This is a genomic window from Kitasatospora sp. NPDC005751 (genome assembly GCF_040630835.1).
Taxonomy (GTDB): domain Bacteria; phylum Actinomycetota; class Actinomycetes; order Streptomycetales; family Streptomycetaceae; genus Kitasatospora.
In genome coordinates this window covers 152,389-174,944 of sequence record NZ_JBEXYC010000008.1, presented here as the reverse complement: position 1 = coordinate 174,944, position 22,556 = coordinate 152,389, and the positions used below count along the sequence as shown (strand labels likewise).

At 71.9% G+C, this 22,556-nt stretch carries 22 protein-coding genes; 13 read left to right on the top strand and 9 right to left on the bottom strand.

The annotated features are described in order from the left end of the window. Window positions 1-137 precede the first annotated feature (137 nt). The 7 genes from yvcK to ABZ497_RS11585 all read left to right on the top strand — a co-directional run bounded on the left by yvcK (window position 138) and on the right by ABZ497_RS11585 (window position 6,348). Window positions 138-1,109, top strand: a complete 972-nt coding sequence (gene yvcK / locus ABZ497_RS11615; protein ID WP_329492283.1) for a uridine diphosphate-N-acetylglucosamine-binding protein YvcK — start codon at window positions 138-140, stop codon at window positions 1,107-1,109. Further along, window positions 1,100-2,080: a DNA-binding protein WhiA gene (gene whiA / locus ABZ497_RS11610; protein WP_329490008.1), complete on the top strand. Its 981-nt coding sequence runs from the start codon at window positions 1,100-1,102 to the stop codon at window positions 2,078-2,080. The genes yvcK and whiA overlap by 10 nt, the downstream gene beginning before the upstream one ends. A gap of 297 nt (window positions 2,081-2,377) precedes the next feature. Further along, complete coding sequence (gene gap / locus ABZ497_RS11605; RefSeq protein ID WP_329490009.1) at window positions 2,378-3,382, top strand: type I glyceraldehyde-3-phosphate dehydrogenase; 1,005 nt, start codon at window positions 2,378-2,380, stop codon at window positions 3,380-3,382. Window positions 3,383-3,535: 153 nt separating this feature from the next. After that, complete coding sequence (locus ABZ497_RS11600; RefSeq protein WP_329490010.1) at window positions 3,536-4,741, top strand: phosphoglycerate kinase; 1,206 nt, start codon at window positions 3,536-3,538, stop codon at window positions 4,739-4,741. Window positions 4,742-4,745: 4 nt separating this feature from the next. Further along, window positions 4,746-5,531 carry a triose-phosphate isomerase gene (gene tpiA / locus ABZ497_RS11595; protein WP_329490011.1) on the top strand — a complete coding sequence of 262 codons (786 nt, stop codon included), beginning with the start codon at window positions 4,746-4,748 and terminating at the stop codon, window positions 5,529-5,531. A gap of 87 nt (window positions 5,532-5,618) precedes the next feature. Beyond that, window positions 5,619-5,855: a preprotein translocase subunit SecG gene (gene secG, locus ABZ497_RS11590; RefSeq protein WP_359804430.1), complete on the top strand. Its 237-nt coding sequence runs from the start codon at window positions 5,619-5,621 to the stop codon at window positions 5,853-5,855. A 157-nt stretch (window positions 5,856-6,012) separates the two neighbouring features. After that, entirely contained in the window at window positions 6,013-6,348 is a 336-nt protein-coding gene (locus ABZ497_RS11585; protein ID WP_035841977.1) for an RNA polymerase-binding protein RbpA, read from the top strand. Between the two features lie 75 nt (window positions 6,349-6,423). Here the strand turns inward: ABZ497_RS11585 and pgl are convergent, their stop codons facing one another. The 5 genes from pgl to tkt form a co-directional block, all read right to left on the bottom strand. Beyond that, entirely contained in the window at window positions 6,424-7,212 is a 789-nt protein-coding gene (gene pgl / locus ABZ497_RS11580) for a 6-phosphogluconolactonase (protein WP_329490013.1), read from the bottom strand. After that, window positions 7,209-8,312, bottom strand: a complete 1,104-nt coding sequence (gene opcA, locus ABZ497_RS11575) for a glucose-6-phosphate dehydrogenase assembly protein OpcA (RefSeq protein WP_359804429.1) — start codon at window positions 8,310-8,312, stop codon at window positions 7,209-7,211. The genes pgl and opcA overlap by 4 nt, the downstream gene beginning before the upstream one ends. Next, window positions 8,309-9,865: a glucose-6-phosphate dehydrogenase gene (zwf, locus tag ABZ497_RS11570; protein WP_329492285.1), complete on the bottom strand. Its 1,557-nt coding sequence runs from the start codon at window positions 9,863-9,865 to the stop codon at window positions 8,309-8,311. The genes opcA and zwf overlap by 4 nt, the downstream gene beginning before the upstream one ends. A 61-nt stretch (window positions 9,866-9,926) precedes the next feature. After that, window positions 9,927-11,066 carry a transaldolase gene (gene tal / locus ABZ497_RS11565; RefSeq protein WP_329490015.1) on the bottom strand — a complete coding sequence of 380 codons (1,140 nt, stop codon included), beginning with the start codon at window positions 11,064-11,066 and terminating at the stop codon, window positions 9,927-9,929. 93 nt (window positions 11,067-11,159) lie between these two features. After that, a complete protein-coding gene (tkt, locus tag ABZ497_RS11560; protein WP_329490016.1) occupies window positions 11,160-13,259 on the bottom strand; it encodes a transketolase in 2,100 nt (699 codons plus the stop codon). A gap of 467 nt (window positions 13,260-13,726) precedes the next feature. Between tkt and ABZ497_RS11555 the strand changes: the two genes are divergently transcribed. Beyond that, complete coding sequence (locus ABZ497_RS11555; RefSeq protein WP_359804428.1) at window positions 13,727-14,668, top strand: heme o synthase; 942 nt, start codon at window positions 13,727-13,729, stop codon at window positions 14,666-14,668. 51 nt (window positions 14,669-14,719) lie between these two features. Here the strand turns inward: ABZ497_RS11555 and ABZ497_RS11550 are convergent, their stop codons facing one another. Next, window positions 14,720-15,361 (bottom strand): DUF2461 domain-containing protein, encoded by a 642-nt coding sequence (locus tag ABZ497_RS11550; RefSeq protein WP_329490018.1) that lies wholly within the window; start codon window positions 15,359-15,361, stop codon window positions 14,720-14,722. A gap of 72 nt (window positions 15,362-15,433) precedes the next feature. Here ABZ497_RS11550 and ABZ497_RS11545 point away from each other — a divergent pair, with 72 nt between their 5' ends. Continuing rightward, window positions 15,434-15,772, top strand: coding sequence for a hypothetical protein (locus ABZ497_RS11545; RefSeq protein WP_359804427.1), 339 nt, complete (start codon window positions 15,434-15,436; stop codon window positions 15,770-15,772). A 57-nt stretch (window positions 15,773-15,829) separates the two neighbouring features. On the opposite strand, the gene ABZ497_RS11540 is transcribed toward ABZ497_RS11545, so the two are convergent. Further along, on the bottom strand, window positions 15,830-16,750 hold the full coding sequence (locus ABZ497_RS11540; RefSeq protein ID WP_329492287.1) for a COX15/CtaA family protein: 921 nt from the start codon (window positions 16,748-16,750) through the stop codon (window positions 15,830-15,832). A 302-nt stretch (window positions 16,751-17,052) separates the two neighbouring features. Between ABZ497_RS11540 and ABZ497_RS11535 the strand changes: the two genes are divergently transcribed. After that, a complete protein-coding gene (locus tag ABZ497_RS11535; RefSeq protein ID WP_359804426.1) occupies window positions 17,053-18,399 on the top strand; it encodes a choice-of-anchor A family protein in 1,347 nt (448 codons plus the stop codon). Window positions 18,400-18,698: 299 nt separating this feature from the next. Next, window positions 18,699-19,421, top strand: a complete 723-nt coding sequence (locus ABZ497_RS11530; protein WP_359804425.1) for an LAETG motif-containing sortase-dependent surface protein — start codon at window positions 18,699-18,701, stop codon at window positions 19,419-19,421. Window positions 19,422-19,505: 84 nt separating this feature from the next. Here ABZ497_RS11530 and ABZ497_RS11525 read toward each other — a convergent pair whose 3' ends face one another. After that, window positions 19,506-20,093 (bottom strand): 1,4-alpha-glucan branching protein, encoded by a 588-nt coding sequence (locus ABZ497_RS11525; RefSeq protein ID WP_359804424.1) that lies wholly within the window; start codon window positions 20,091-20,093, stop codon window positions 19,506-19,508. 256 nt (window positions 20,094-20,349) lie between these two features. Between ABZ497_RS11525 and ABZ497_RS11520 the strand changes: the two genes are divergently transcribed. Together ABZ497_RS11520 and ABZ497_RS11515 are read left to right on the top strand one after the other, a co-directional pair. Further along, window positions 20,350-20,730: a TipAS antibiotic-recognition domain-containing protein gene (locus ABZ497_RS11520; RefSeq protein WP_359804423.1), complete on the top strand. Its 381-nt coding sequence runs from the start codon at window positions 20,350-20,352 to the stop codon at window positions 20,728-20,730. Window positions 20,731-20,927: 197 nt separating this feature from the next. Then, window positions 20,928-21,785 (top strand): YhjD/YihY/BrkB family envelope integrity protein, encoded by an 858-nt coding sequence (locus ABZ497_RS11515; RefSeq protein ID WP_329490024.1) that lies wholly within the window; start codon window positions 20,928-20,930, stop codon window positions 21,783-21,785. 22 nt (window positions 21,786-21,807) lie between these two features. On the opposite strand, the gene ABZ497_RS11510 is transcribed toward ABZ497_RS11515, so the two are convergent. Then, window positions 21,808-22,527 (bottom strand): ABC transporter permease, encoded by a 720-nt coding sequence (locus ABZ497_RS11510; protein WP_359804453.1) that lies wholly within the window; start codon window positions 22,525-22,527, stop codon window positions 21,808-21,810. Window positions 22,528-22,556: the final 29 nt, after the last annotated feature.

Here is a 22,556-nt window from a genome sequence, read left to right as displayed (position 1 = left end):
GGCAGCCGCAGAACAAGACCGCCGACCGGACGGGGGTCCCGTCACGCGGCGCGTCGCCCAACCGGCCGCGGACCGGCCAGGTCCGCACCAGCCCGGCCCGTACCAACCAGGCACCCCGCGGCAACCAGGCGCCCCGGATCGCCGCCCTCGGCGGCGGTCAGGGGCTCTCGGCCTCGCTCTCCGCCCTCCGCCGGCTCACCACCGACCTCACCGCCGTGGTCACCGTCGCCGACGACGGCGGCTCCAGCGGCCGGCTGCGCGAGGAGCTCGGGGTGCTGCCCCCGGGCGACCTCCGCAAGGCGCTGGCCGCGCTCTGCGGCGACGACGACTGGGGCCGGACCTGGTCCGAGGTGATCCAGCAGCGCTTCACCGGCTCCGGCGGCCTGGGCGGCCACGCCGTCGGCAACCTGCTGATCGTCGCGCTCTGGGAGAAGCTGGGGGACCCGGTCGCCGCCCTGGACTGGGTGGGCCGGCTGCTGAACGTCCAGGGCCGGGTGCTGCCGATGTCGGCGGTACCGCTGGACATCGAGGCGGTCGTGCGCGGCCACGACCCGGCCAGCCCGGGCGAGCTGTCCGCCGTCCGGGGCCAGGCGAGCGTCGCCGTGACGCCCGGCACCGTGCAGTCCATCCGGCTGCTGCCGGACGGGCCGCCGGCCGTCCCGGAGGCCGTCACGGCCGTCCGGGAGGCGGACTGGGTGGTGCTCGGGCCCGGCTCCTGGTTCACCAGCGTGCTGCCCCACCTGCTCGTCCCCGAACTCGCCGAGGCGCTCACCGAGACCCGCGCGCGCCGGCTGCTCACCCTGAACCTGGCCCCGCAGCCGGGCGAGACGGAGGGCTTCACCCCGCAGCGCCACCTGGAGGTCATCGCCGACCACGCACCCGCCCTCGCGGTGGATGCGATCCTGGTGGACGAGCGCGCCGTCACCGGCGGCGCCTTCGGCCAGGCGGACCTGGCCGGCCTGGAGAAGGCCGCGGAGCGGATGGGCGCGGCCCTGGTGCTCGGCCGGGTCGCCCGTACCGACGGCACGCCGCGACACGACCCGGAGCTCTTGGCCGCCGCGTACGACCGGATTTTCCGGACACATGGAAGGATCGGGCCATGGCGATGACTCCAGCGGTGAAGGACGAAATCAGCCGGCTCCCGGTCACCCGGGCCTGCTGCCGCAAGGCGGAGGTCTCGGCGATCCTGCGTTTCGCGGGCGGGCTGCACATCGTGAGCGGCCGCATCGTGATCGAGGCGGAGCTGGACACCGGGGCGGCAGCGCGACGCCTGCGCAAGGACCTCCTGGAGATCTTCGGACACTCCTCGGACCTGGTGGTGATGGCGCCCGGCGGTCTGCGGCGCGGCAGCCGCTACGTGGTGCGGGTGGTCAAGGACGGCGAGCTGCTGGCGCGGCAGACCGGTCTGGTGGACGGCCGCGGCCGGCCGATCCGGGGCCTGCCCCCGGCCGTCGTCTCCGGGGCGACCTGTGACGCGGAGGCGGCCTGGCGGGGCGCCTTCCTGGCGCACGGCTCGCTCACCGAGCCCGGCCGCTCCTCCTCGCTGGAGATCACCTGCCCCGGCTCCGAGGCGGCCCTCGCCCTGGTCGGCGCGGCCCGCCGGCTCGGCATCCCGGCCAAGGCCCGCGAGGTGCGCGGCGTCGACCGGGTGGTGATCCGGGACGGCGACGCCATCGGCGCGCTGCTGACCCGCCTCGGCGCCCACGAGTCGGTGCTGGCCTGGGAGGAGCGGCGGATGCGGCGCGAGGTCCGGGCCACCGCCAACCGCCTGGCCAACTTCGACGACGCCAACCTGCGCCGCTCGGCCCGGGCCGCGGTCGCGGCCGGCGCCCGGGTGCAGCGCGCGCTGGAGATCCTCGGCGAGGAGGTGCCGGACCACCTGGCCGCCGCCGGCCAGCTGCGGATGCAGCACAAGCAGGCCTCGCTGGAGGAGTTGGGCGCCCTGGCCGACCCGCCGCTGACCAAGGACGCGGTGGCCGGCCGGATCCGCCGGCTGCTGGCGATGGCCGACAAGCGCGCCTCCGAGCTCGGCCTGCCGAGCACCGAGGCCAATCTGACCGACGAGATGGCGCTCAACTAGCGATCACAGCCAGTGACGACAGACCAGCCGGTGTCCGGATTCCGGGCACCGGCTGTGCCGTGTCCGGACGGTGCGGCCGGGGGGCTTCGGACCGGTCCGCGCGGGCCGCGACCAACTGCCCCCGACGGCAAGGACGGAAGCCCTGCTCGCACCCTCTTGACACGCCACGCCAAGGCGTCCGACCCGGCCTGATGTGCCCTCCCAGGCCTTGGAGAGGTAGGGTCATAGGCGGTCGGGGACCTCCCAAATTCCACCCCGTCGGCATAGCTCCGGCGTACCTAACGAGGAGATCGGTTCGTGACGATCCGGGTAGGCATCAACGGATTCGGCCGCATCGGCCGCAACTTCTTCCGTGCGGTCAAGGCTCAGGGCGCGGACATCGAGATCGTCGGTGTCAACGACCTGACCGACACCAAGACCCTGGCGCACCTGCTCAAGTACGACTCGATCCTGGGTACCTTCCCGGGCGAGGTCTCGCACACCGAGAACAGCATCACCGTCGACGGCAAGACCTTCAAGGTCATCGCCGAGCGTGACCCGGCCAACCTCCCCTGGGGCGAGCTGGGCGTGGACATCGTGATCGAGTCCACCGGCATCTTCACCAAGGCCGAGGCGGCCAAGAAGCACATCACCGCCGGTGCCAAGAAGGTCATCATCTCGGCGCCCGCCACCGACGAGGACGTCACCATCGTGATGGGCGTCAACGACGAGAAGTACGACGCCGCCAAGCACGACGTGATCTCCAACGCCTCCTGCACCACCAACTGCGTGGCGCCGCTGGCGAAGGTGCTCAACGAGAACTTCGGCATCGTCAAGGGTCTGATGACCACGGTGCACGCGTACACCAACGACCAGGTCACCCTGGACTTCCCGCACAAGGACCTGCGTCGCGCCCGCGCCGCGGCCCTCAACATCATCCCGACGTCCACCGGTGCCGCCAAGGCCACCGCGCTGGTCCTGCCGGAGCTGAAGGGCAAGCTGGACGGCACCTCGCTGCGCGTCCCGGTCCCGACCGGTTCGATCACCGACCTGGTCGTCACCCTTGAGCGCGACGTCACCGTCGAGGAGGTCAACGCGGCCTTCCAGAAGGCCTCCGAGGGCTCCCTCAAGGGCATCCTGCAGTACACCGAGGACCCGATCGTCTCCTCCGACATCGTGAACTCGCCGTTCTCCACGATCTTCGACTCGCTGATGACCATGGTCCAGGGCAACCAGGTCAAGGTCTTCGGCTGGTACGACAACGAGTGGGGCTACTCGAACCGCCTCGTCAACCTGACCACCCTCGTCGGCGGCCAGCTCTGACGCAGCGGGAGCTGACGTGAAGTAGGGGGGAGGGCCCGGACACCGCACGCCGTCCGGGCCCTCCGTCTGCGCACCCTCGAAACTCAACTCCCAGGCGGCCCGCCGTTGTGCCGCTGCCAACAGCGCAACCATCTCCCCAGGAGACCGAAGACCGTGAAGACCATCGAAGACCTCGACGTCGCCGGCAAGCGCGTGTTCGTCCGCGCCGACCTCAACGTCCCGCTGTCCGACGGCACGATCACCGACGACGGCCGGATCCGCGCCGTCGCCCCGACCATCGCCAAGCTCGTCGAGCGCGGTGCGAAGGTCGTCGTCGCCTCCCACCTCGGCCGCCCGAAGGGCGAGCCCGACCCGCAGTTCTCCCTCGCGCCGGTGGCCGCCCGCCTCGGCGAGATCCTCGGTACGCCGGTCTCGTTCGCGACCGACACCGTGGGCGAGAGCGCGAAGGCCACCGTCGCCGCCCTGGCCGACGGCGAGGTCACGCTGCTCGAGAACCTGCGCTTCAACGCCGGTGAGACCAGCAAGGACGACGCCGAGCGCGGCGCCTTCGCCGACGAGCTGGCCGCGCTGGCCGAGCTGTACGTCGGCGACGGTTTCGGCGCCGTGCACCGCAAGCACGCTTCGGTGTACGACCTGCCGGCCCGCCTGCCGCACGCCGTCGGCGACCTGATCGCCGCCGAGGTGGCCGTGCTCAAGCGGCTCACCGAGGAGGTCGAGCGGCCGTACGTGGTCGTCCTGGGCGGGTCCAAGGTGTCCGACAAGGTCGGCGTGATCGAGAACCTGCTCGGCAAGGCCGACCGCATCCTCATCGGCGGCGGCATGGCGTACACCTTCCTCGCGGCCCTGGGGCACGAGGTCGGCATCTCGCTGCTGCAGAAGGACCAGATCCCGGTCGTCCTGGACTACCTGGAGCGGGCGAAGGCGAACGGCGTCGAGTTCGTGCTGCCGGTGGACATCGCGGTCTCCGGGTCGTTCCCCGACACCAAGACCCACAAGCCGGTCGAGGACTTCGCGGTCGTCGACGCCGACAAGATCCCCGCGGACAAGGAGGGCCTGGACATCGGCCCGAAGACCCGGGAGCTGTTCGCGGCGAAGCTGGCCGACGCCAAGACGGTGTTCTGGAACGGTCCGGTCGGTGTCTTCGAGCACCCGACCTTCGCCGAGGGCACCAAGGCCGTCGCGCAGGCCCTGCTCGACAGCGACGCGTTCACCGTGGTCGGTGGCGGCGACTCCGCCGCGGCCGTCCGCATCCTGGGCTTCGACGAGACGAAGTTCGGGCACATCTCGACCGGCGGTGGCGCCAGCCTTGAGTACCTGGAGGGCAAGACGCTCCCCGGTCTCGCCGCCCTGGAAGGCTGAGGCAATGACTGAGCGTCTCCCGCTGATGGCGGGCAACTGGAAGATGAACCTCAACCACCTTGAGGCCATCCAGCACACCCAGAAGCTGGCGTTCGCGCTGGCCGACAAGGACTACGAGTCGGTCGAGGTCGCCGTTCTGGTGCCGTTCACCGACCTGCGCTCGGTGCAGACCCTGGTCGACGGCGACAAGCTGAAGATCAAGTACGGCTCGCAGGACATCTCGCAGCACGACTCCGGTGCCTACACCGGCGAGATCTCCGGCCCGATGCTGTCGAAGCTGAAGTGCACCTACGCGGTGATCGGCCACTCGGAGCGCCGCCAGTACCACGGCGAGAACGAGGAGATCGTCAACGCCAAGGTCAAGGCCGCCTACCGCAGCGGGGTCACCCCGATCCTCTGCATCGGCGAGCCGCTGGAGATCCGCAAGGCCGGCACCCACGTCGAGTACACCCTGGCCCAGCTCGACGGCGCCCTGCAGGACGTCCCGGCCGACCAGGCCGAGTCCGTCGTGGTCGCCTACGAGCCGGTCTGGGCGATCGGCACCGGCGAGGTGGCGACCCCCGAGGACGCCCAGGAGGTCTGCTCGGCCATCCGCAAGCGGATCGCCGAGCTGTACGACGCCCCGCTGGCCGAGAAGGTCCGGGTGCTCTACGGCGGCTCGGTCAAGTCCTCCAGCGCGGCCGGCCTGATGGCCAAGCCGGACGTCGACGGCGGCCTGATCGGCGGTGCCTCCCTGGACGCCGACGAGTTCGTCAAGATCGTGCGGTACCGTGACCAGGCAGTAGGCTAACGCCGCCGCAGCAACGTAGGCTTTGGGGCCGGACCGCATCGTGCGGCCCGGCCCCTTCGCCGAAGATACGAGAGAGTTGGTCCCGCCGTGGTTCTCGGGTTCTCGATTGCCCTGATCATCTTCAGCCTGCTGATGGTCCTCCTGGTGCTGCTGCACAAGGGGAAGGGCGGCGGCCTGTCCGACATGTTCGGTGGCGGCGCGATGTCCACCGGCGGCGGCTCGGCCGTGGCCGAGCGCAACCTGGACCGCATCACGGTCATCGTGGGTTTCGCCTGGTTCGCGTGCATCATCGTGCTCGGCCTGGTGCTCAAGTACAAGAGCTGACGTATCTCTGACGCCCTGTCGCCCCGCGGCCTATGCTGGAACGGTCCGGGGCGGAGTCGGTGACGGTGCATCCTTAACTCCTGCTTACACTAGGACGACTTTAGCCACCGACGCGCACCGCGGCGGGTCGGCGCACCAGCACGCAGGGAGTCAGACCGTGGCAAGTGGCAACGCCATCCGTGGCAGCAGGGTCGGAGCCGGCCCGATGGGCGAGGCGGAGCGCGGCGAATCCGCCCCCCGCAACCGGATCTCCTTCTGGTGTGCCAACAAGCACGAGACCCGTCCCAGCTTCGCCGCGGAGGCGGTCATCCCGGACACCTGGGACTGCCCGCGGTGCGGGTTTCCGGCCGGTCAGGACGAGCACAACCCGCCGGCCCCCTCGCGCAACGAGCCCTACAAGACCCACCTCGCCTACGTCCGTGAGCGGCGCACCGACGCCGACGGCGAGGCGATCCTCGCCGAGGCGCTGGCCAAGCTGCGCGGTGAGATCTGAGCACCTGACCGACGCCGAAGGGCGCCACCGTGGAGAACGGTGGCGCCCTTCGTCATGCCGTCGGGCCGAACGCGGTCAGGCCGAGGCCGGCGGGTACAGCTGCGGCGGGAGCTGAGCCGCCGCCGCGCGGTCCAGCAGCCACAGGGTCCGGCTCCGTCCGTGGGCGCCCGAGGCGGGCGCCTGGAGCTCGCCCGGGCCGGACAGGGCCAGTGCCACGGCGCCGGCCTTGTCCTCGCCGGCCGCCAGCAGCCAGACCTCGCGGGCCGCCCGGATGGCCGGGAGGGTGAGCGAGATCCGGGTCGGCGGGGGCTTGGGCGCACCGCGCACGCCGACCACCGTCAGCCCGGTCTCCCGGACGCCCGGGTGCTCGGGGAAGAGCGAGGCGACATGGGTGTCCGGGCCGACGCCGAGCAGCAGCACGTCGAAGGCGGGCACGCCGAGGCGGTCACCCGGACCGGCGGCCTTGGCCAGCTCCTCCGCGTACCGGGCCGCGGCGGCCTCGACGTCCGAGCCGTCGACGCCGTCCGAGGCGGGCATCTCGTGCACCCGGGCCGGGTCGAGCGGGACGGCGTCGAGCAGTTCCGCCCGGGCCTGGACGGCGTTGCGCTCGGCGTTGTCGGCGGCGACGAAGCGCTCGTCGCCCCACCAGAGGTCCAGCCGGGCCCAGTCGACCGCGTCCCGGGCGGGGGAGGCGGCGATGGCGGCGAGCAGCGCGTTGCCGTTGCGCCCGCCCGTGAGCACCACCGAGGCGGTGCCGCGGGCGGCCTGGGCGTCCACGATCCGGGTGATCAGCCGGGCCGCGGCCGCCTGGGCCATCAGTTCCTTGTCCCGGTGGACGACCAGCTGCGGGGTCGCCGCCGTCACGAGGACGCCTTCTTGCCGGTGCGCTTGGCCGGGGCCTTCTTCGCCGGGGCGGCCTCCCCGGCCGGCTCCGACGCGTCCTGGACCTTGGCGGTCACCCGGGTCGGGTTGGCCACCGCGGCCTCGGAGACCACCGCCCGGGTGGCCTCCTCGGCCGCCTCGGTCTCGGCGGTGTCCGGCTGGCTCAGCCGCTCGACCGGCGTGCGGACGGCCGTCGCGTAGATGTCGTCCGGGTCGAGCCGGCGCAGCTCCTCCGCGATCAGCTCGGACGTCTCGCGACGCTTGAGCGCCACCTGGCGGTCCGGCGAGCCGGGCATCGACAGGGTGCCCATCAGGCCGTCCGGGCGGTCCAGGGTGATGTCCCCGTCCTTGGTGCGCAGGTGCACCGCGGTGATGCCCGGGCCGCCGGTGACGACCCGCTCGACCGGCACGTGCAGCCGGTTGTGCAGCCAGAGGCCGAGCAGCTCGACGCTGGGGTTGTACGACTCGCCCTCGACCACCGCGGAGGTGACCTCGGAGGGTCGCTGGTCCAGTGCGGCGGCCAGCATCGAGCGCCAGCCGGTGATCCTGGTCCAGGCCAGGTCGGTGTCGCCCGGGGTGTAGCTCTGGGCCCGCTGGGCGAGCTGACCCACCGGCGACTCGGCGGTGACGGCGTCGGTGATCCTGCGCTGGGCGATCGAGCCCAGCGGGTCCTGTGCCGGGTGCAGCGGCGCATTCTCGGGCCACCAGACCACCACCGGGGCGTCCGGCAGGAGCAGCGGCAGGACGACCGACTGGGCATGGGCGGCGAGTTCGCCGTGCATGCGCAGGACGACCGTCTCGCCGGAGCCGGCGGCGGTGCCGACCAGGATCTCGGCGTCCAGGCGGGTCTCCGCGCGCGCCCGGGGCGAGCGCCCGGCGCGCTTGATGACCGCCAGGGTGCGCGAGGGGTGCTCGCGGGAGGCGTCGTTGGCGGCCTTGAGGGCGTCGTAGGCGCTGCCCTCGTCGGTCACGATCACCAGGGTGAGCACCATGCCGGCGGCGGTGGAGCCGCTGGCCCGGCGCGCCTCCATCAGGGCTGCGTTGATCTTGCTGGACGTGGTGTCCGTGAGGTCGATCTTCATGGCCGGCGCCAGCTCCTGCCGTCTCGTGCGAGCATCTCGTCGGCCTCGACCGGACCCCAGGTCCCTGCCGGGTACTGGGCGGGCTTGCCGTGGTCGTCCCAGTACTTCTCGATCGGGTCGAGGATCTGCCAGGAGAGTTCGACCTCCTGGTGGCGCGGGAACAGGTTGGCGTCGCCGAGCAGCACGTCGAGGATGAGCCGCTCGTAGGCCTCCGGGCTGGACTCGGTGAAGGACTCGCCGTAGGCGAAGTCCATCGTGACGTCCCGGACCTCGAAGGAGGTCCCCGGCACCTTGGAGCCGAACCGCACCGTCACGCCCTCGTCCGGCTGGACCCGGATGACCAGGGCGTTCTGCCCCAGCTCCTCGGTCGCGTAGGAGTCGAACGGCAGGTACGGGGCGCGCTGGAAGACCACCGCGATCTCGGTGACCCGGCGGCCGAGCCGCTTGCCGGTGCGCAGGTAGAACGGCACCCCGGCCCAGCGCCGGTTGTTGATCTCCAGCTTGATGGCCGCGTAGGTGTCGGTCTTGGAGTCCGGGTTGATGCCGTCCTCGTCGAGGTAGCCGAGCACCTCCTCGCCGCCCTGCCAGCCGGCCGCGTACTGGCCGCGCACGGTGTGCTTGCCCAGGTCGGCCGGGAGCTTGACGGCGCTGAGCACCTTGAGCTTCTCGGCCACCAGCGCCTTGGGGTGGAACGAGGCCGGCTCCTCGATGGCGGTGAGCGCCATCAGCTGGAGCAGGTGGTTCTGGATGACGTCGCGGGCCGAGCCGATGCCGTCGTAGTAGCCGGCCCGGCCGCCGATGCCGATGTCCTCGGCCATGGTGATCTGCACGTGGTCGACGTACGACCGGTTCCAGATCGGCTCGAACATCTGGTTCGCGAAGCGCAGCGCCAGGATGTTCTGGACGGTCTCCTTGCCCAGGTAGTGGTCGATCCGGAAGACCTCGTCACGGGGGAAGACCTCGTGGACGATCCGGTTCAGCTCCTGGGCGCTCTCCAGGTCGTGGCCGAAGGGCTTCTCGATGACGGCGCGCCGCCAGGAGCCCTGGGGCGGGTCGGCCAGGCCGTGCTTCTTCAGCTGCTGGACGACGGTCGGGAAGAACTTCGGCGGTACCGAGAGGTAGAACGCGAAGTTGCCGCCGGTGCCCTGGGCCTTGTCGAGCTCCTCGATGGTCGCCCGGAGCTTGTCGAAGGCGTCGTCGTCGTCGAAGGTGCCGTGGACGAAGCGCATGCCCTTGGCGAGCTGCTGCCAGACCTCCTCGCGGAACGGGGTCCGGGCGTGCTCCTTGACCGCGTCGTGGACCTCCTTGGCGAAGTCCTCGTCCTTCCACTCGCGGCGGGCGAAGCCGACGAGCGAGAAGCCCGGCGGCAGCAGGCCGCGGTTGGCCAGGTCGTAGATGGCCGGCATGAGCTTCTTGCGGGACAGGTCGCCGGTGACCCCGAAGATGACCAGGCCGGACGGCCCCGCGATGCGCGGGAGCCGCCGGTCGGTGGGGTCACGAAGCGGGTTGACGGGAGCGGCGGGAGCGTCGCTCGGGTCCGAGTCCGACGTCAACTCAGGGAAATCAGTGCTCACTGGATGTGCTCCGCTTTCGTGCGCTGGCTGTGAGCAGGGGTCACTTCTCGTCGGCGAACGAGGCGAGCGAGGCGGTGACGGTGTCGAGCAGCTCGTTCCAGGACTGCTCGAACTTCTGGACGCCCTCGTCCTCCAGGACCTGGACCACGTCGTCGTAGTCCACGCCGGCGGCGGCGATGGCGGCCATCACCTCGGTGGCGTCGGCGTAGTTGGCGACGATGGTGCCGCCGGTGATCACGCCGTGGTCGCCGGTGGCCTCCAGGGTGGCCTCGGGCATCGTGTTGACGGTGCCGGGGGCGACCAGCTCGGTGACGTAGAGGGTGTCCGGCAGGGCCGGGTCCTTGACGCCGGTGGAGGCCCAGAGCGGGCGCTGCGGCTTGGCGCCGGCGGCCTCCAGGGCCTTCCAGCGGTCGCTGCCGGCGGTCTTGCCGTCGACGCTGCCGAAGACCTCCTCGTACGCCTGGTAGGCCAGGCGGGCGTTGGCCAGGGCGGCCTTGGAGCGCAGCTGCTTGGCGTCGCCGCCGACCTCGTCGAGGCGCTTGTCGATCTCGGTGTCCACGCGGGAGACGAAGAAGGAGGCGACCGACTCGATCTGCGAGAGGTCCAGGCCCTTGGCCTTGGCGGCCTCCAGACCGGTCAGGAAGGCGTCGATCACCGCGCGGTAGCGCTCCAGCGAGAAGATCAGCGTGACGTTGACGCTGATGCCCTTGCCGATGACCTCGGCGATCGCGGGCAGGCCGGCCTTGGTGGCGGGGATCTTGATGAAGACGTTCGGGCGGTCGACCAGCCACCAGAGCTGCTTGGCCTCGGCGACGGTCGCGGCCGTCTCGTGGGCCAGCCGCGGGTCGACCTCGATGGAGACCCGGCCGTCGCGGCCGTTGGAGGCGTCGTAGACCGGGCGCAGCACGTCGGCGGCGTCCCGGACGTCCGAGGTGGTGATCATGCGGACGGCTTCGTCGGTGGTGACCTTGCGGACGGCGAGGTCGCGCAGCTGGCCGTCGTAGGAGGAGTCCCCGCCGCCGATGGCCTTCTGGAAGATGGTGGGGTTGGTGGTGACGCCCACCACGTGCTTGTTCTGTACCAGCTCGGCGAGGTTGCCGGTGTTCAGTCGCTTCCGGCTGAGGTCGTCCAGCCAGATCGCCACGCCTTCGTCGCTGAGGCGCTTCAGTGCGTCAGTCATGGTGCTCAGTCCTTCTTCTGTCTTCATCTGTCTGTGGGGTCGTCAGACGGGCCGCGTACCCGCTGTGCGGGCGGGCACGCGGCCCAGGCGGTACTAGCGGTTGACGGCTTCGAGCGAGCGCAGGGCGTTGTGCGCCTCCGCGACGACCCGCTCGGCGGTCAGACCGAACTCCTCGAAGAGCACCTGGTAGTCGGCGGAGGCGCCGAAGTGCTCCAGCGAGACGATCCGGCCGTGGTCGCCGACCAGCTCGCGCCAGCCCTGGGCGATGCCGGCCTCGACCGAGACGCGGGCCCGGACCGACGGCGGCAGCACGCTGTCGCGGTAGGCCTGGTCCTGCTCCTGGAACCACTCGAAGGACGGCAGCGAGACCACGCGGGTCGCGACGCCCTCGGCCTCCAGGACCTCGCGGGCCCTGACGGCCAGCTGGACCTCGGAGCCGGTGGCGAGCAGGATCAGCTGCGGGTCGCCGGTCGACGCCTCGGCCAGGACGTAGCCGCCCTTCGCGGTGCCCTCGGCGGAGCCGAAGACCTCGCGGTCGAAGGTCGGGACGTTCTGGCGGGTGAGCGCCAGGCCGACCGGGCCCGGGTGGCTGCTGTGCCGCTCGACGATGGTGCGCCAGGCGACGGCCGTCTCGTTGGCGTCGGCCGGGCGGACCATCGACAGGCCCGGGATGGCGCGCAGCGAGGCGAGGTGCTCGACGGGCTGGTGGGTCGGGCCGTCCTCGCCGAGGCCGATCGAGTCGTGCGTCCAGACGTAGGTGACCGGCAGCTTCATCAGCGCGGCCAGGCGGACGGCCGGGCGCATGTAGTCGGCGAAGACCAGGAAGGTGCCGCCGAAGACCCGGGTCCCGCCGTGCAGCGCGATGCCGTTCATGGTCGAGCCCATGGCGTGCTCGCGGATGCCGAAGTGGATCGTCCGGCCGTAGGGGCTGGCCGACTTCAGCGGGTTGCCCTCGGGGAGGAAGGAGCTGTCCTCGTCGATGGTGGTGAGGTTGGACTCCGCGAGGTCGGCCGAGCCGCCCCACAGTTCCGGGATCACCGCGCCGAGCGCCTTGAGGGTCTCGCCGGAGGCCTTGCGGGTGGCGACGTCCTTGCCGGCCGCGAAGACCGGGACGGCCTTCTTCCAGCCGTCGGGGAGCTCGCCGGCCTGGATGCGGTCGAACTCGGCGGCGCGGTGCGGGTGGGCGGCGCGCCAGGCGTCGAGGGAGCGCTGCCACTCGTCGCGGGCGGCCTTGCCGCGCTTGATCACCTGGCGGGCGTGCTCGATGACCTTGTCGCTGACCTCGAAGGTCTTCTCCGGGTCGAAGCCCAGGACCTTCTTGGTGGCGGCGATCTCGGCGGCGCCGAGCGCGGAACCGTGCGCCTTGGCGGTGTTCTGCGCGTCCGGGGCCGGCCAGGCGATGATGGTGCGCATCGCGATGATCGACGGGCGGGAGGTCTCGGCCTTGGCCGCGGCCAGCGCCTCGGCCACGAGGGCCACGTCGATGTCGCCGTTGGACTTCGGGGCGACCCGCTGCACGTGCCAGCCGTACGCCTCGTAGCGCTTGAGCACGTCCTCGGAGAAGGCGGTCTCGGTGTCGCCCTCGATCGAGATGTGGTTGTCGTCGTAGAGCGCGACCAGGTTGCCCAGCTTCTGGTGGCCGGCCAGCGAGGAGGCCTCGGCGGAGATGCCCTCCTCCAGGTCGCCGTCGGAGACGATGGCCCAGATGGTGTGGTCGAACGGCGACTCGCCGGCGGGGGCGTCCGGGTCGAACAGACCGCGCTCGAAGCGGGCGGCCATCGCCATGCCCACGGCGTTGCCGATGCCCTGGCCGAGCGGGCCGGTGGTGGTCTCGACACCCGCGGTGTGACCGTGCTCGGGGTGGCCCGGGGTGCGGCTGCCCGCGACCCGGAACGCCTTGAGGTCGTCCAGCTCCAGGCCGTAGCCCGAGAAGTAGAGCTGCGTGTAGAGGGTCAGGCTGGTGTGCCCGGGAGAGAGGACGAAACGGTCGCGGCCCACCCAGGCCGGGTCGGTCGGGTCGTGGCGCAGGAAGCGCTGGAAGATCAGGTACGCCGCCGGGGCCAGCGACATGGCCGTCCCGGGGTGTCCGTTGCCGACCTTCTGGACCGCGTCCATGGCCAGGACGCGGGCGGTGTCGACCGTCCGCTCGTCCAGCTCGGACCACTCGAATGCATTCGTCGGCGTCGTGCTCACCCTGTCTCAGGGCTCCTTCCGTTGTGAAGAGTGACCCCGTGAAGGGGACCGGGTCGGCCACGTCGATGGGGCCGGACGCTGGGTGGTGCCGGTCACGGAGGGTAGATCCCGCTTCTCGGTGCGAGCCTACCGTCCGGGTCGGGGATCACCCTCCGTGCTGAGACAACGGGCATTTCCGTATGGCGATTCCCACGAGGGTTCGAAGGGTTCTTTTGTCCCAGCCTCTCCCGGTTTCACGGCCTCTGCCCGTTCGGGGGCCGGGACGGGGGACAGGTATCGCAGCAGGTCGGCTTCGTGTGTTCGCCCAGGGGTTCACCCAGGGGTGTGCGTTCCGCCCCGCCCGGGGGACCCCGGAGCCGGTGGGGAGATATGGAGCGTCTAAGGTGGCGTGGTACGCGCAGAGCGGACGATTCGGGAACATCGTTCCGGTGGACGCCTGCGGAGATTCATCTTCAGTTGGGGTGTTAGTGACCGCCGTCGAATCCCGTCCCGCCGGGGTCACCGGGGCGACGCCTGCGCACCGGCCGTTCGGGGCCCGTGTCGGCGCATTCGTCGCACTGACCAAGCCTCGGATCATCGAACTGCTGCTGATCACCACCGTCCCGGTGATGTTCCTGGCGCAGCGCGGTGTCCCGGATCCGCTGCTGGTCCTCGAGGTGGTCATCGGCGGCTACCTGTCGGCCGGTGGCGCCAACGCCCTCAACATGTACATCGACCGCGACATCGACGCGGTGATGTCGCGCACCGAGCGGCGGCCGCTCGTCACCGGGATGGTGTCACCGCGCGAGGCGCTGGTCTTCGGCATCGCGCTGGCGGTCGGTTCCACGCTCTGGCTCGGCTTCCTGGTCAACGCGCTCTCCTCGCTGCTGGCGCTGTCGGCCCTGCTGTTCTACGTGTTCGTCTACACGCTGGGGCTGAAGCGGCGCACCGCGCAGAACATCGTCTGGGGCGGGATCGCCGGCTGCATGCCGGTCTTCGTCGGCTGGGCGGCGGTCACCGGCTCGGTGTCCTGGTCGGCGCTGGTGCTCTTCCTGGTCATCTTCTTCTGGACGCCGCCGCACTACTGGCCGCTGTCGATGAAGGTGCGCGAGGACTACGAGCGGGCCGGCGTGCCGATGCTCCCGGTGGTCAAGGGCAACCTGGCGGTCGCCAAGCAGATCGTCCTCTACTCCTGGGTGATGGTCGCCGTCTCGCTGGCGCTCTGGCCGCTGGCGGAGACCAGCTGGCTGTACCCCGTCTCGGCGGTCGTGCTGGGCGCGGCCTGGCTGAAGGAGGCGCACGGACTGTACGCCCGGGCCAAGGCCGGGGTGGTCGGTGCGAAGCTCAAGGAGATGCGCCTCTTCCACTGGTCGATCACCTATCTGACGCTGCTGTTCGTGGTGATCGCGGTGGATCCGTTCGTGAAGTAGCCGCCGACGCGGAAGGGGCCCCGGTCTTCGGACCGGGGCCCCTTCCGCGTCTCAGCGCGGGGGCAGTTCGGAGGGTCCCACCCGGTCGTCCAGCCAGTCCCGCAGGGGCTGGGAGGCCCGCAGGAAGCCGGTGATCCGGTCGTGGGCGGCCCGGGTGCCGAGCCACGCCGCCGGCGGCCACTCCTGCCAGGCGACCAGCCCCTTGTGGCGGAGCAGCTCGATCCGCGGGTGGTCCCGGGGGTAGCCGCGCGGCGCGGACCTGAGGCTGTCCCGGCCGACCACCTCCGGCCCGGCCGCGCGGACCCGGGCGATCACCCGCTCCAGCTCGGCGCCGCCGACCTCCTCGGCGACGGCGGCCCGGTAGCGCGCCAGCTGGTCCGGGGCGAGCCGGTACAGCCCGTTGCCGCAGGCCAGGCCGTCGGCGGAGAGCTGGATGTAGCCACCGCTCTCGAGGTGGGCGCCGATGTGCGTCTTGTACGGGGACTTGTCGGCGCTGAACCGGACGTCCCGGTTGGGGCGGAAGATCTTGCCCGGCCCGAACCCGGGCTCCAGCTCGGCGAGCAGTCGCTCCATCGGCTCCCGCACGGCGTGCTCGTACCGGTCCTTGTGGGACTGCCAGAAGGTCCTGGAGTTGTCGGTCTCCAGGTGCTCGTAGAACTCTAGGGCCTCGGCCGGCCAGCCTTGGAAGGTCACCGCTCCAGTATGTGGTCCGGTGCACAGCCCGGTCCCGTCGCCAGCTCCGCTACCGATCGGTAGCATGCGGGCATGAGCAGCGCAGAGACCGCCACCCCCGCCGCGCCGGACGCCCGCGTCGAGCGCCGCGCCAAGCGCATCGCCAAGCACCTGACCGCTTTCGCCAAGCAGCACGGCGGCAGCGCCGACGGCGTCGTCGAGTACGTGGGCACCGTCGCCACCCGGATCGTCGTGGTCGGCGCGGACGGCGCCTGGGGCGACCAGGTCGCCCCGAACTACGCCGTCGGCCGCCGGGCCGCCGAGCTGGCCGGGGTCACCCTGCACGACAGCTTCGAGGGCGAGCTGGGCCTGAAGGTCAGGACCGGCCCGTACGAGTGGAAGCGGATGGCCGGTATCCAGATCGGCGGCTGAGGCCGCGCCGAGCACGCGAGAGGGGCCCCGGGTTTCCCCGGGGCCCCTCTCGCACGCTCAGACCGCGGCGGTCCGCGGCGCCTGCGCGGGCAGCGGCGCGGTGGGCGCGGCGCCCTCGCGCACGCGCAGCGCCAGCGGGATGCGCAGGACGGCGATCCAGGTGAGCGTGGCGCCCAGCATGTGGATGCCGACCAGCAGCTCCGGGACGTCCGTGAAGTACTGGACGAAGCCGAGCACGCCCTGCAGCAGCAGCACCGCGAGCAGCTCGCGGGCCCGCGCGCGGGCGGCCGGCGGGGCCTTTACGGCGGCGAACACGAAGAGCACCGCGACCGCCAGGCCGACCGAGACGAACGCCAGGTCGGCGTGCACCTGGGCGAGGCGGTCGTAGTCGAGGGGGATCCGCGGCACCAGCTTGTTGTCCTTGGGCGTCCCGGGGTGGTGCCCGGCACCGGTCACCAGCGTCCCGGCCGCCACCAGCAGGCCGATCACGGTGACCAGGACGTAGGAGAGCCGGACGATCGGACCGGCCACGGCCGGCCGCGGCGGGCCGTCGCCCTCGCGCGAGCGCTCCCACATCAGCAGCGCGACCCAGACCAGGGCCATCGCGGAGATCAGGTGGACGGCGACCGTGTAGGGGTTGAGGCCGGTCAGCACGGTGATGCCGCCGATCACGGCGTTGCTCATCACCAGCCAGAACTGGGCCCAGCCGAGCCTGCTCAGACCGCGCCGCCAGGGCCGGTGGCAGCGGGCGGCGAGGATCGCCCAGCCGACCGCGGCGCTCAGCACGTAGGTCAGCATCCGGTTGGTGAACTCGATGATGCCGTGGAGGCCCATTTCGGGTGTCGGCGTGATGCTCTCGCCGGTGCAGCGGGGCCAGGTGGTGCAGCCGAGGCCGGAGGCGGTGAGCCGGACGGCTCCGCCGGTCACGACGATCACCACGCTCATCACCAGCGCGGCGAACGCGGCGCGCCGGACCATGGCGGCGGACGGCTGCCAGCGGTCGGCGAGCAGGGAGAAGGGGGTAGGCACGGGGTCAATCGTAGGCGGCCTTACAGCCGATCTTGGGGCGGGGCGGGGTCGCGCCGGGCGGGTGCCGTCCGGTCCGTCGCCCCGGGGGCCGTCCGGTGGGTCCCGGGGCGGGCCGTTCGGCCCGAACGGGACTGTTCGGGCAAGGCGGACATTGGTCTTGACCAATCACTCGGTGGCCGAAAGAGTGCGGCTTGGTCCATACCTTTTTCCGGGACCGCTCCCACCCCCGCACGTAAGCGGAGATCCTGCACATGCGCATACCCACACCCGCCGCAGCGCTCGCACTCGGCGGATCCCTCGCCCTGGCCGGTCTGATCGCCCCGGCCGCGCACGCGGCCGAGCCCGGCCGGCAGTGCCAGAGCCTCGGCGTCGCCAATCTCTACGGGGAGTTCATCGAGGGCGACGACACCCACACGCCGGACGCCGAGGGCGCGGTGGCGGTCGGCGGCAACGCGGACTTCACCGGCGGCTTCTCGATCGGCCAGGAACTGACCGCGGACCAGGTCGCGGCGCTTCCCGGCGGCAACGCGCTGGTCGTCGCCGGCAAGATCACCGGGCACAACACCCAGGTGATGAAGGGCAACGGCGTCTACGGCTCGAAGGCCCCCGGCGCCGTGGTGGACGCCCATCAGGGCAAGATCAGTCAGGGCGCCTCCCCGATCGACTTCAAGGCCGAGTTCGCCAAGCTCCGCTCGGCCGCCACCGCCCTCGCGGCCGGGGCGCAGACCGCCGGCGCCAAGGTCGAGGCGAAGGGCGCGCAGCTCTACCTGAGCAGCGCCGACGCCACGCTCAACAGCTTCACCGTCAGCGCGGCGACGCTCCAGGGCGCCACCGACGTCTTCGTGAAGGTGCCGGTCGGATCGGTCACCGTCGTCACCGTGACCGGCGACAGCTACGACATGGCCGCCGCCCGGACCACGGGCTTCCACCTGTGGGACGAGGGCAAGAAGGCCTACGTCCTGGACGACAAGCTGCAGAGCGCGTCGGGCGGGGCGGTCCGGGCCAAGCTGCTCTGGAACTTCCCGACCGCCACCAAGGTGGTCAAGAACAGCCAGGCCGCCTGGGCCGGCACCGTGCTGGCGCCGAACGCCGCCTTCGACCTCGGCAGCGGCGGACCGGTCAACGGCTCGGTGATCGCCAAGTCGCTGACCGGCAAGGGCGGCGCGGAGACGCACCACTACCCGTTCACCGGCTGCCTGAACACCGAGGTGCCGCCGACCACCGTGCCGACCGTGCCGCCGGTGGTGCCGAGCGGTTCGCCGTCGCCGTCCTCCACGCCGAGCGCGTCGGTGACCCCGAGCACGCCGGCGACGCCCGGCGCCTCGGTGACCCCGGGCGGCTCCGGCAGCCCGTCCGCTCCGACGACCGGCACACCGGGCCCGGGCGCCACGGGCAGCCCGGCGGCCTCCGCCTCCCCGTCGGTGGCGGTGGTGCCGAGCGCCTCGGCCGCCCCGTCGGCGGAGGCGACCACCGGAGGCGGCCTCGCCCACACCGGCTCCGGCCCGGTCGTCCCGCTGACGATCGCCGGCGCCGTCGTGATCGCCGCCGGTGGCGCGATCGTGGTGGCCGCCCGTCGCCGGGCGGCCAGGAAGGCCTGACGGCCCGCCGGGCGACCGTAGTGCTGCCCCCGGTGGTCGGATTCGACCGCCGGGGGCAGTGCGTTTGCGCCACTGTGACGGAATACGTTCAAGTTCGCCGAACGGGTGTCGTACGAGGTCGCCGCCGTGATGGGCTGCTCCTTGCACAACCGAGGCCGGACGGACAGTCGAAATCCGGTCGTACGGCGGGGTGTGGGGAGGTGAGGGTGTGCCGGTAGAGTCCCCCGGACAGTCGTGGCGGGCCACCGCGAGCCTTTCAACAAGCCTGCTGCGCAAGACCGTTCGGAGGGGACAACGAAATGGCGCGACAGCGGCGGCAGATCGGCATCAGGAACGCGGCACTGGCGGGGACGGCGGCAGCCGCCGTCCTGCTGCCCTTGGCACTGGCGACCAGCGCCTCGGCGCACGCGCCCAAGTGGCAGGTGACCTGCGACAAGATCGTGATCGATCTGACCAACTACAGCGACGCGAGCGGTGTGAAGAACGTCGTCAGCCTGACCGTCGACGGCGAGAAGGTGCTCGACCAGAAGCCGTTCGGCAAGGAGTTCCACGGGACGTTCCCGGTGAAGGACCACGCCAAGCCGGTCAGCGCGACCTTCGTGGTCACCACCACCGAGGACCCGAAGAACGCCGACTGGAACAAGACGGAGACCAAGACGATCGAGGTCTGCCAGACCCCGACGCCCACCCCGACCCCCACGCCCACCAAGACCCCGACCCCCACCCCCACCCCCACGCCCACGGCAACCCCGACGCCGACGCCCACCCTGACCCCCACGCCCACCAGGACCCCGACGTCGAGCCCGACGCCGACCCCCACCAAGACCCCCACGGCGACGCCCACCCCGACCCGGACGCCCACCCCGGCGCCGAGCACCGCCACCCCGGGGCCGGTGCTCGCCCAGACCGGTAGCAGCGACGCCACCCCGATCATCGCCGCGGCCGGTGGCGGCGTCGTCCTGCTCGGCGGCGCGCTCGTCCTGCTGGCCCGCAAGCGCCGCAGCGGCGGCAGCGAGAGCTGACGCCCGCGGCCGATCGCACGGTGGCCCCCGCTCGCACGACGAGCGGGGGCCACCGTGCTCTGTGCCGGGGTCCCGCGTGGCCTGCTAGCCCGGGGTGACGGTCGCGAAGACGCCCCGGGCGGGTGTGCCGTCCGGCCAGGTCCACCCGGCGACCAGGCGCGCGGCAGGGCCCTTCGCGGCATCCGCGGCCTCCGTGGGCCGCAGGACGCGGTTGAGCCGGACGTCGAACGCCTCGGCGGCCGGTGCGCCGTGCACGGTGACGCCGGGGTCGGGGGTGTCGCTCAGGCTCTGGTGCTGCGGGACGGCCCCGCCGCGCAGGAGCGCGCGCGACTGCGCCGTCACCACCGGGTCGTGGGCGCCGTCGTAGATCCACCGGGTGCCGAGCACCCCGTGCTCGGAGGTGCCGATCAGCGCCTCGGCGGGGGCATCCGCCAGCGCCGTCCCCCGGTAGGCCAGCGGCACCAGGTACGCGACCGGTTCCGGCGCGGAGGTGTCCACCACGACCATGAACTCGATCCCGACCTCGCCCGCCGGATCGTCCAGCCGGAACCCGCCGGCCGTCGTCAGTTCCGGGGTGCCTGCGGTGCCCACGTACCAGCTCTGCTTCGGCAGCCAGCCGGTGAGCAGCTCCAGTTTGGTGGGCTTCATGGTGGTGCGGTGGATGGCGGCCATGACTTCCCTCGCGCGTAGATCCGGGCCCGTCCTGCCACGGGATGCGGTCGAACGTATCGGACGGCATCACCCGGTGCGGGCGGGGGCGGTGCCGAACCGGGCCGGGCGCTCGGCGCCGGGCCGAACAAAACGGATTGCCGCCCCTGCGGGGGTGTGCCACTGTTCGGCCGGGACCGAGCAGTTGATCAACGTCGGCAGGTCGGTCGGGCCCCGGGGAATTCGCCGACGGGGCACAGGAATCACGGGAATCGGTGCCATGGGGAATCAGTACGAGGACGAGTGTCGCCGGGCGCTGGCCGGGGAGCAGGCGAAGAGCCTTGCCGAGACCGACCACTGGGAGCACGTGGACCGGGACCGGGTCCACCAGGACTGGGACGCGCTGTACAAGGAGATCGCGGCCGTTCTGGAGGGCTCCCTGCCCGGGGACCCGCAGATCCAGGAGTTCGTCGGCAGGCACTTCGACATCGCCTGCCGGTTCTACGTCCCCACCAGGAAGGCCTACGTCGGCATGGCGCTCTTCTACGCGGAGAACGACGACATGAGGGACTTCCACAATTCCTACCACCCCAGGATGGTGGAGTTCCTGGGGGAGGCGATGGGCATCTTCGCCGAACGCGGGACCGGCTTCGCCCCGTAGGGCGGGACCCGCCGCTGAGGCCGCGTCGCGGGCTCCCGCCGACGGCCGGGCGGGCTACGCTCGCAGCCAGCACGGGACCGAGGAGATCCGAGGAGGGCGCGACGGCCCGGACCAGCCGCGAACGCGTCATCAGAACGCTGACGTTCTGGCTTCGCCCGGCCTTCGCCCTGCGCTGCGTCAGCCGTTTCCAGAAGCTCGTGGGCTTCGACCGCTCGATGGCCCTGGCCGCCGGAGCGCTGGCGGCGACCGTCCCGCTCTCGATCCTCACCGGCGGCGTCCTGGCGCGGACGGGGCACGCGGACACGGCGGAGCGGATCATCGGCCGCTACCAGCTCACCGGGGAGGGCGCCGATGCCATCCGGCAGGTGTTCGCGCCCTCGTCCGGCACGGCCGCGACCATCGGTGTCTTCGGAGCGGTGTTCCTCGTGATCTCGGTGCTGAGCTTCGCCCGGGCGGTCCAGCGCCTGTTCGAGCAGACCTGGGAGCTCAGACCGCTCAGTGTGCGCAACACGCTGAACGACCTGTGGTGGGTGGCCGGTCTCACCGGCTACCTGATGGCCACCGGTCTGGTCTACGGCTTCCTCGGCCGGGGGCGCCTGCAGCTGGGGGCGGCCGCGGCCGAGGCACCGGTGACCGCGGCCTTCCTCGTCTGGGGCGGCTGGATCCTCACCGCGCGGCGGGTCGCCTGGCGGGCCCTGCTCCCGTTCGGTGTCGTCGGGGGCGTCCTGGCGGCGGTCTACTCGGTGGGTGCGACGGTCTACCTACCGCACCTGTTCAGTTCCTCGGCCGCCCGGTACGGCGCCGTGGGCGCCGTCTTCGCGACGCTCTCGGGACTCTTCGGCGCCATGCTCGTCACCGTCGGCTCGGCCGCGCTCGGCCGGGAGGTGCGTGACGAGCTCGTCGGTATCGCCCGGGGTGAGCGTCCGCCCGACGACGAGATCCGCCGCGAGTGGCACACCGTGATCGAGCAGGCGCGGTCGCGGTGGCACACCACCCGGCGCCAGATCGCCCGCTACCGCCGGTCCAAGGACCCGGACGAGCCGGGCGGGCCCTGACCCTCGGGGCGCGCCCCGAGGGTCACTCCCAGCGGAAGAAGCGGGCGGCGGCGGCCAGGGCCACGACCGCCCAGGCGCCCAGGATGCCGAGGTCGGCCCAGGGCACACCGGCGCCGGTCTGGAGGACCGAGCGGAGGCCGTCCGACAGCGCGGCGATCGGGAGCAGCTCCAGCGCCGACTGGACGGCGGCCGGGAACCTGCTCAGCGGCACGATCACGCCGCCGGCCAGCAGCAGCAGGACGAAGACCAGGTTGGCGGCGGCCAGCGTGGCCTCCGCCCTGAGGGTGCCGGCCATCAGCAGCCCGAGGCCGGAGAAGGCCGCGGTGCCGAGGACGAGCAGGGCGACGACGCTGAACGGGTCGCCGTGCGGGGACCAGCCGAGGGCGAGCGCGATCACGCTCAGCAGGGCGACCTGGAGCGCCTCGGTGACCAGCACGCAGCCGGTCTTGGCGGTGAGCAGCGCCCAGCGCGGCAGCGGGCTGGCGCCGAGCCGCTTCAGCACGCCGTAGCGGCGTTCGAAGCCGGTGGCGATGGCCTGCCCGGTGAACGCGGTGGACATCACGGCCAGCGCCAGCAGGCCGGGTGCCAGGAAGTCGACGCGCTTGCCGGGGCCCTCGACGGCGACGATGTCGACGGCGGAGAAGAGCACGAGCAGCACCGTCGGGATGATGACGGTCAGCAGCAGCTGTTCGCCGTTGCGCAGCAGCATCTTCGTCTCGAAGGCGGTCTGCGCGAGCAGCATCCGGCCGACCGGGGCGGCGCCGGGCGCGG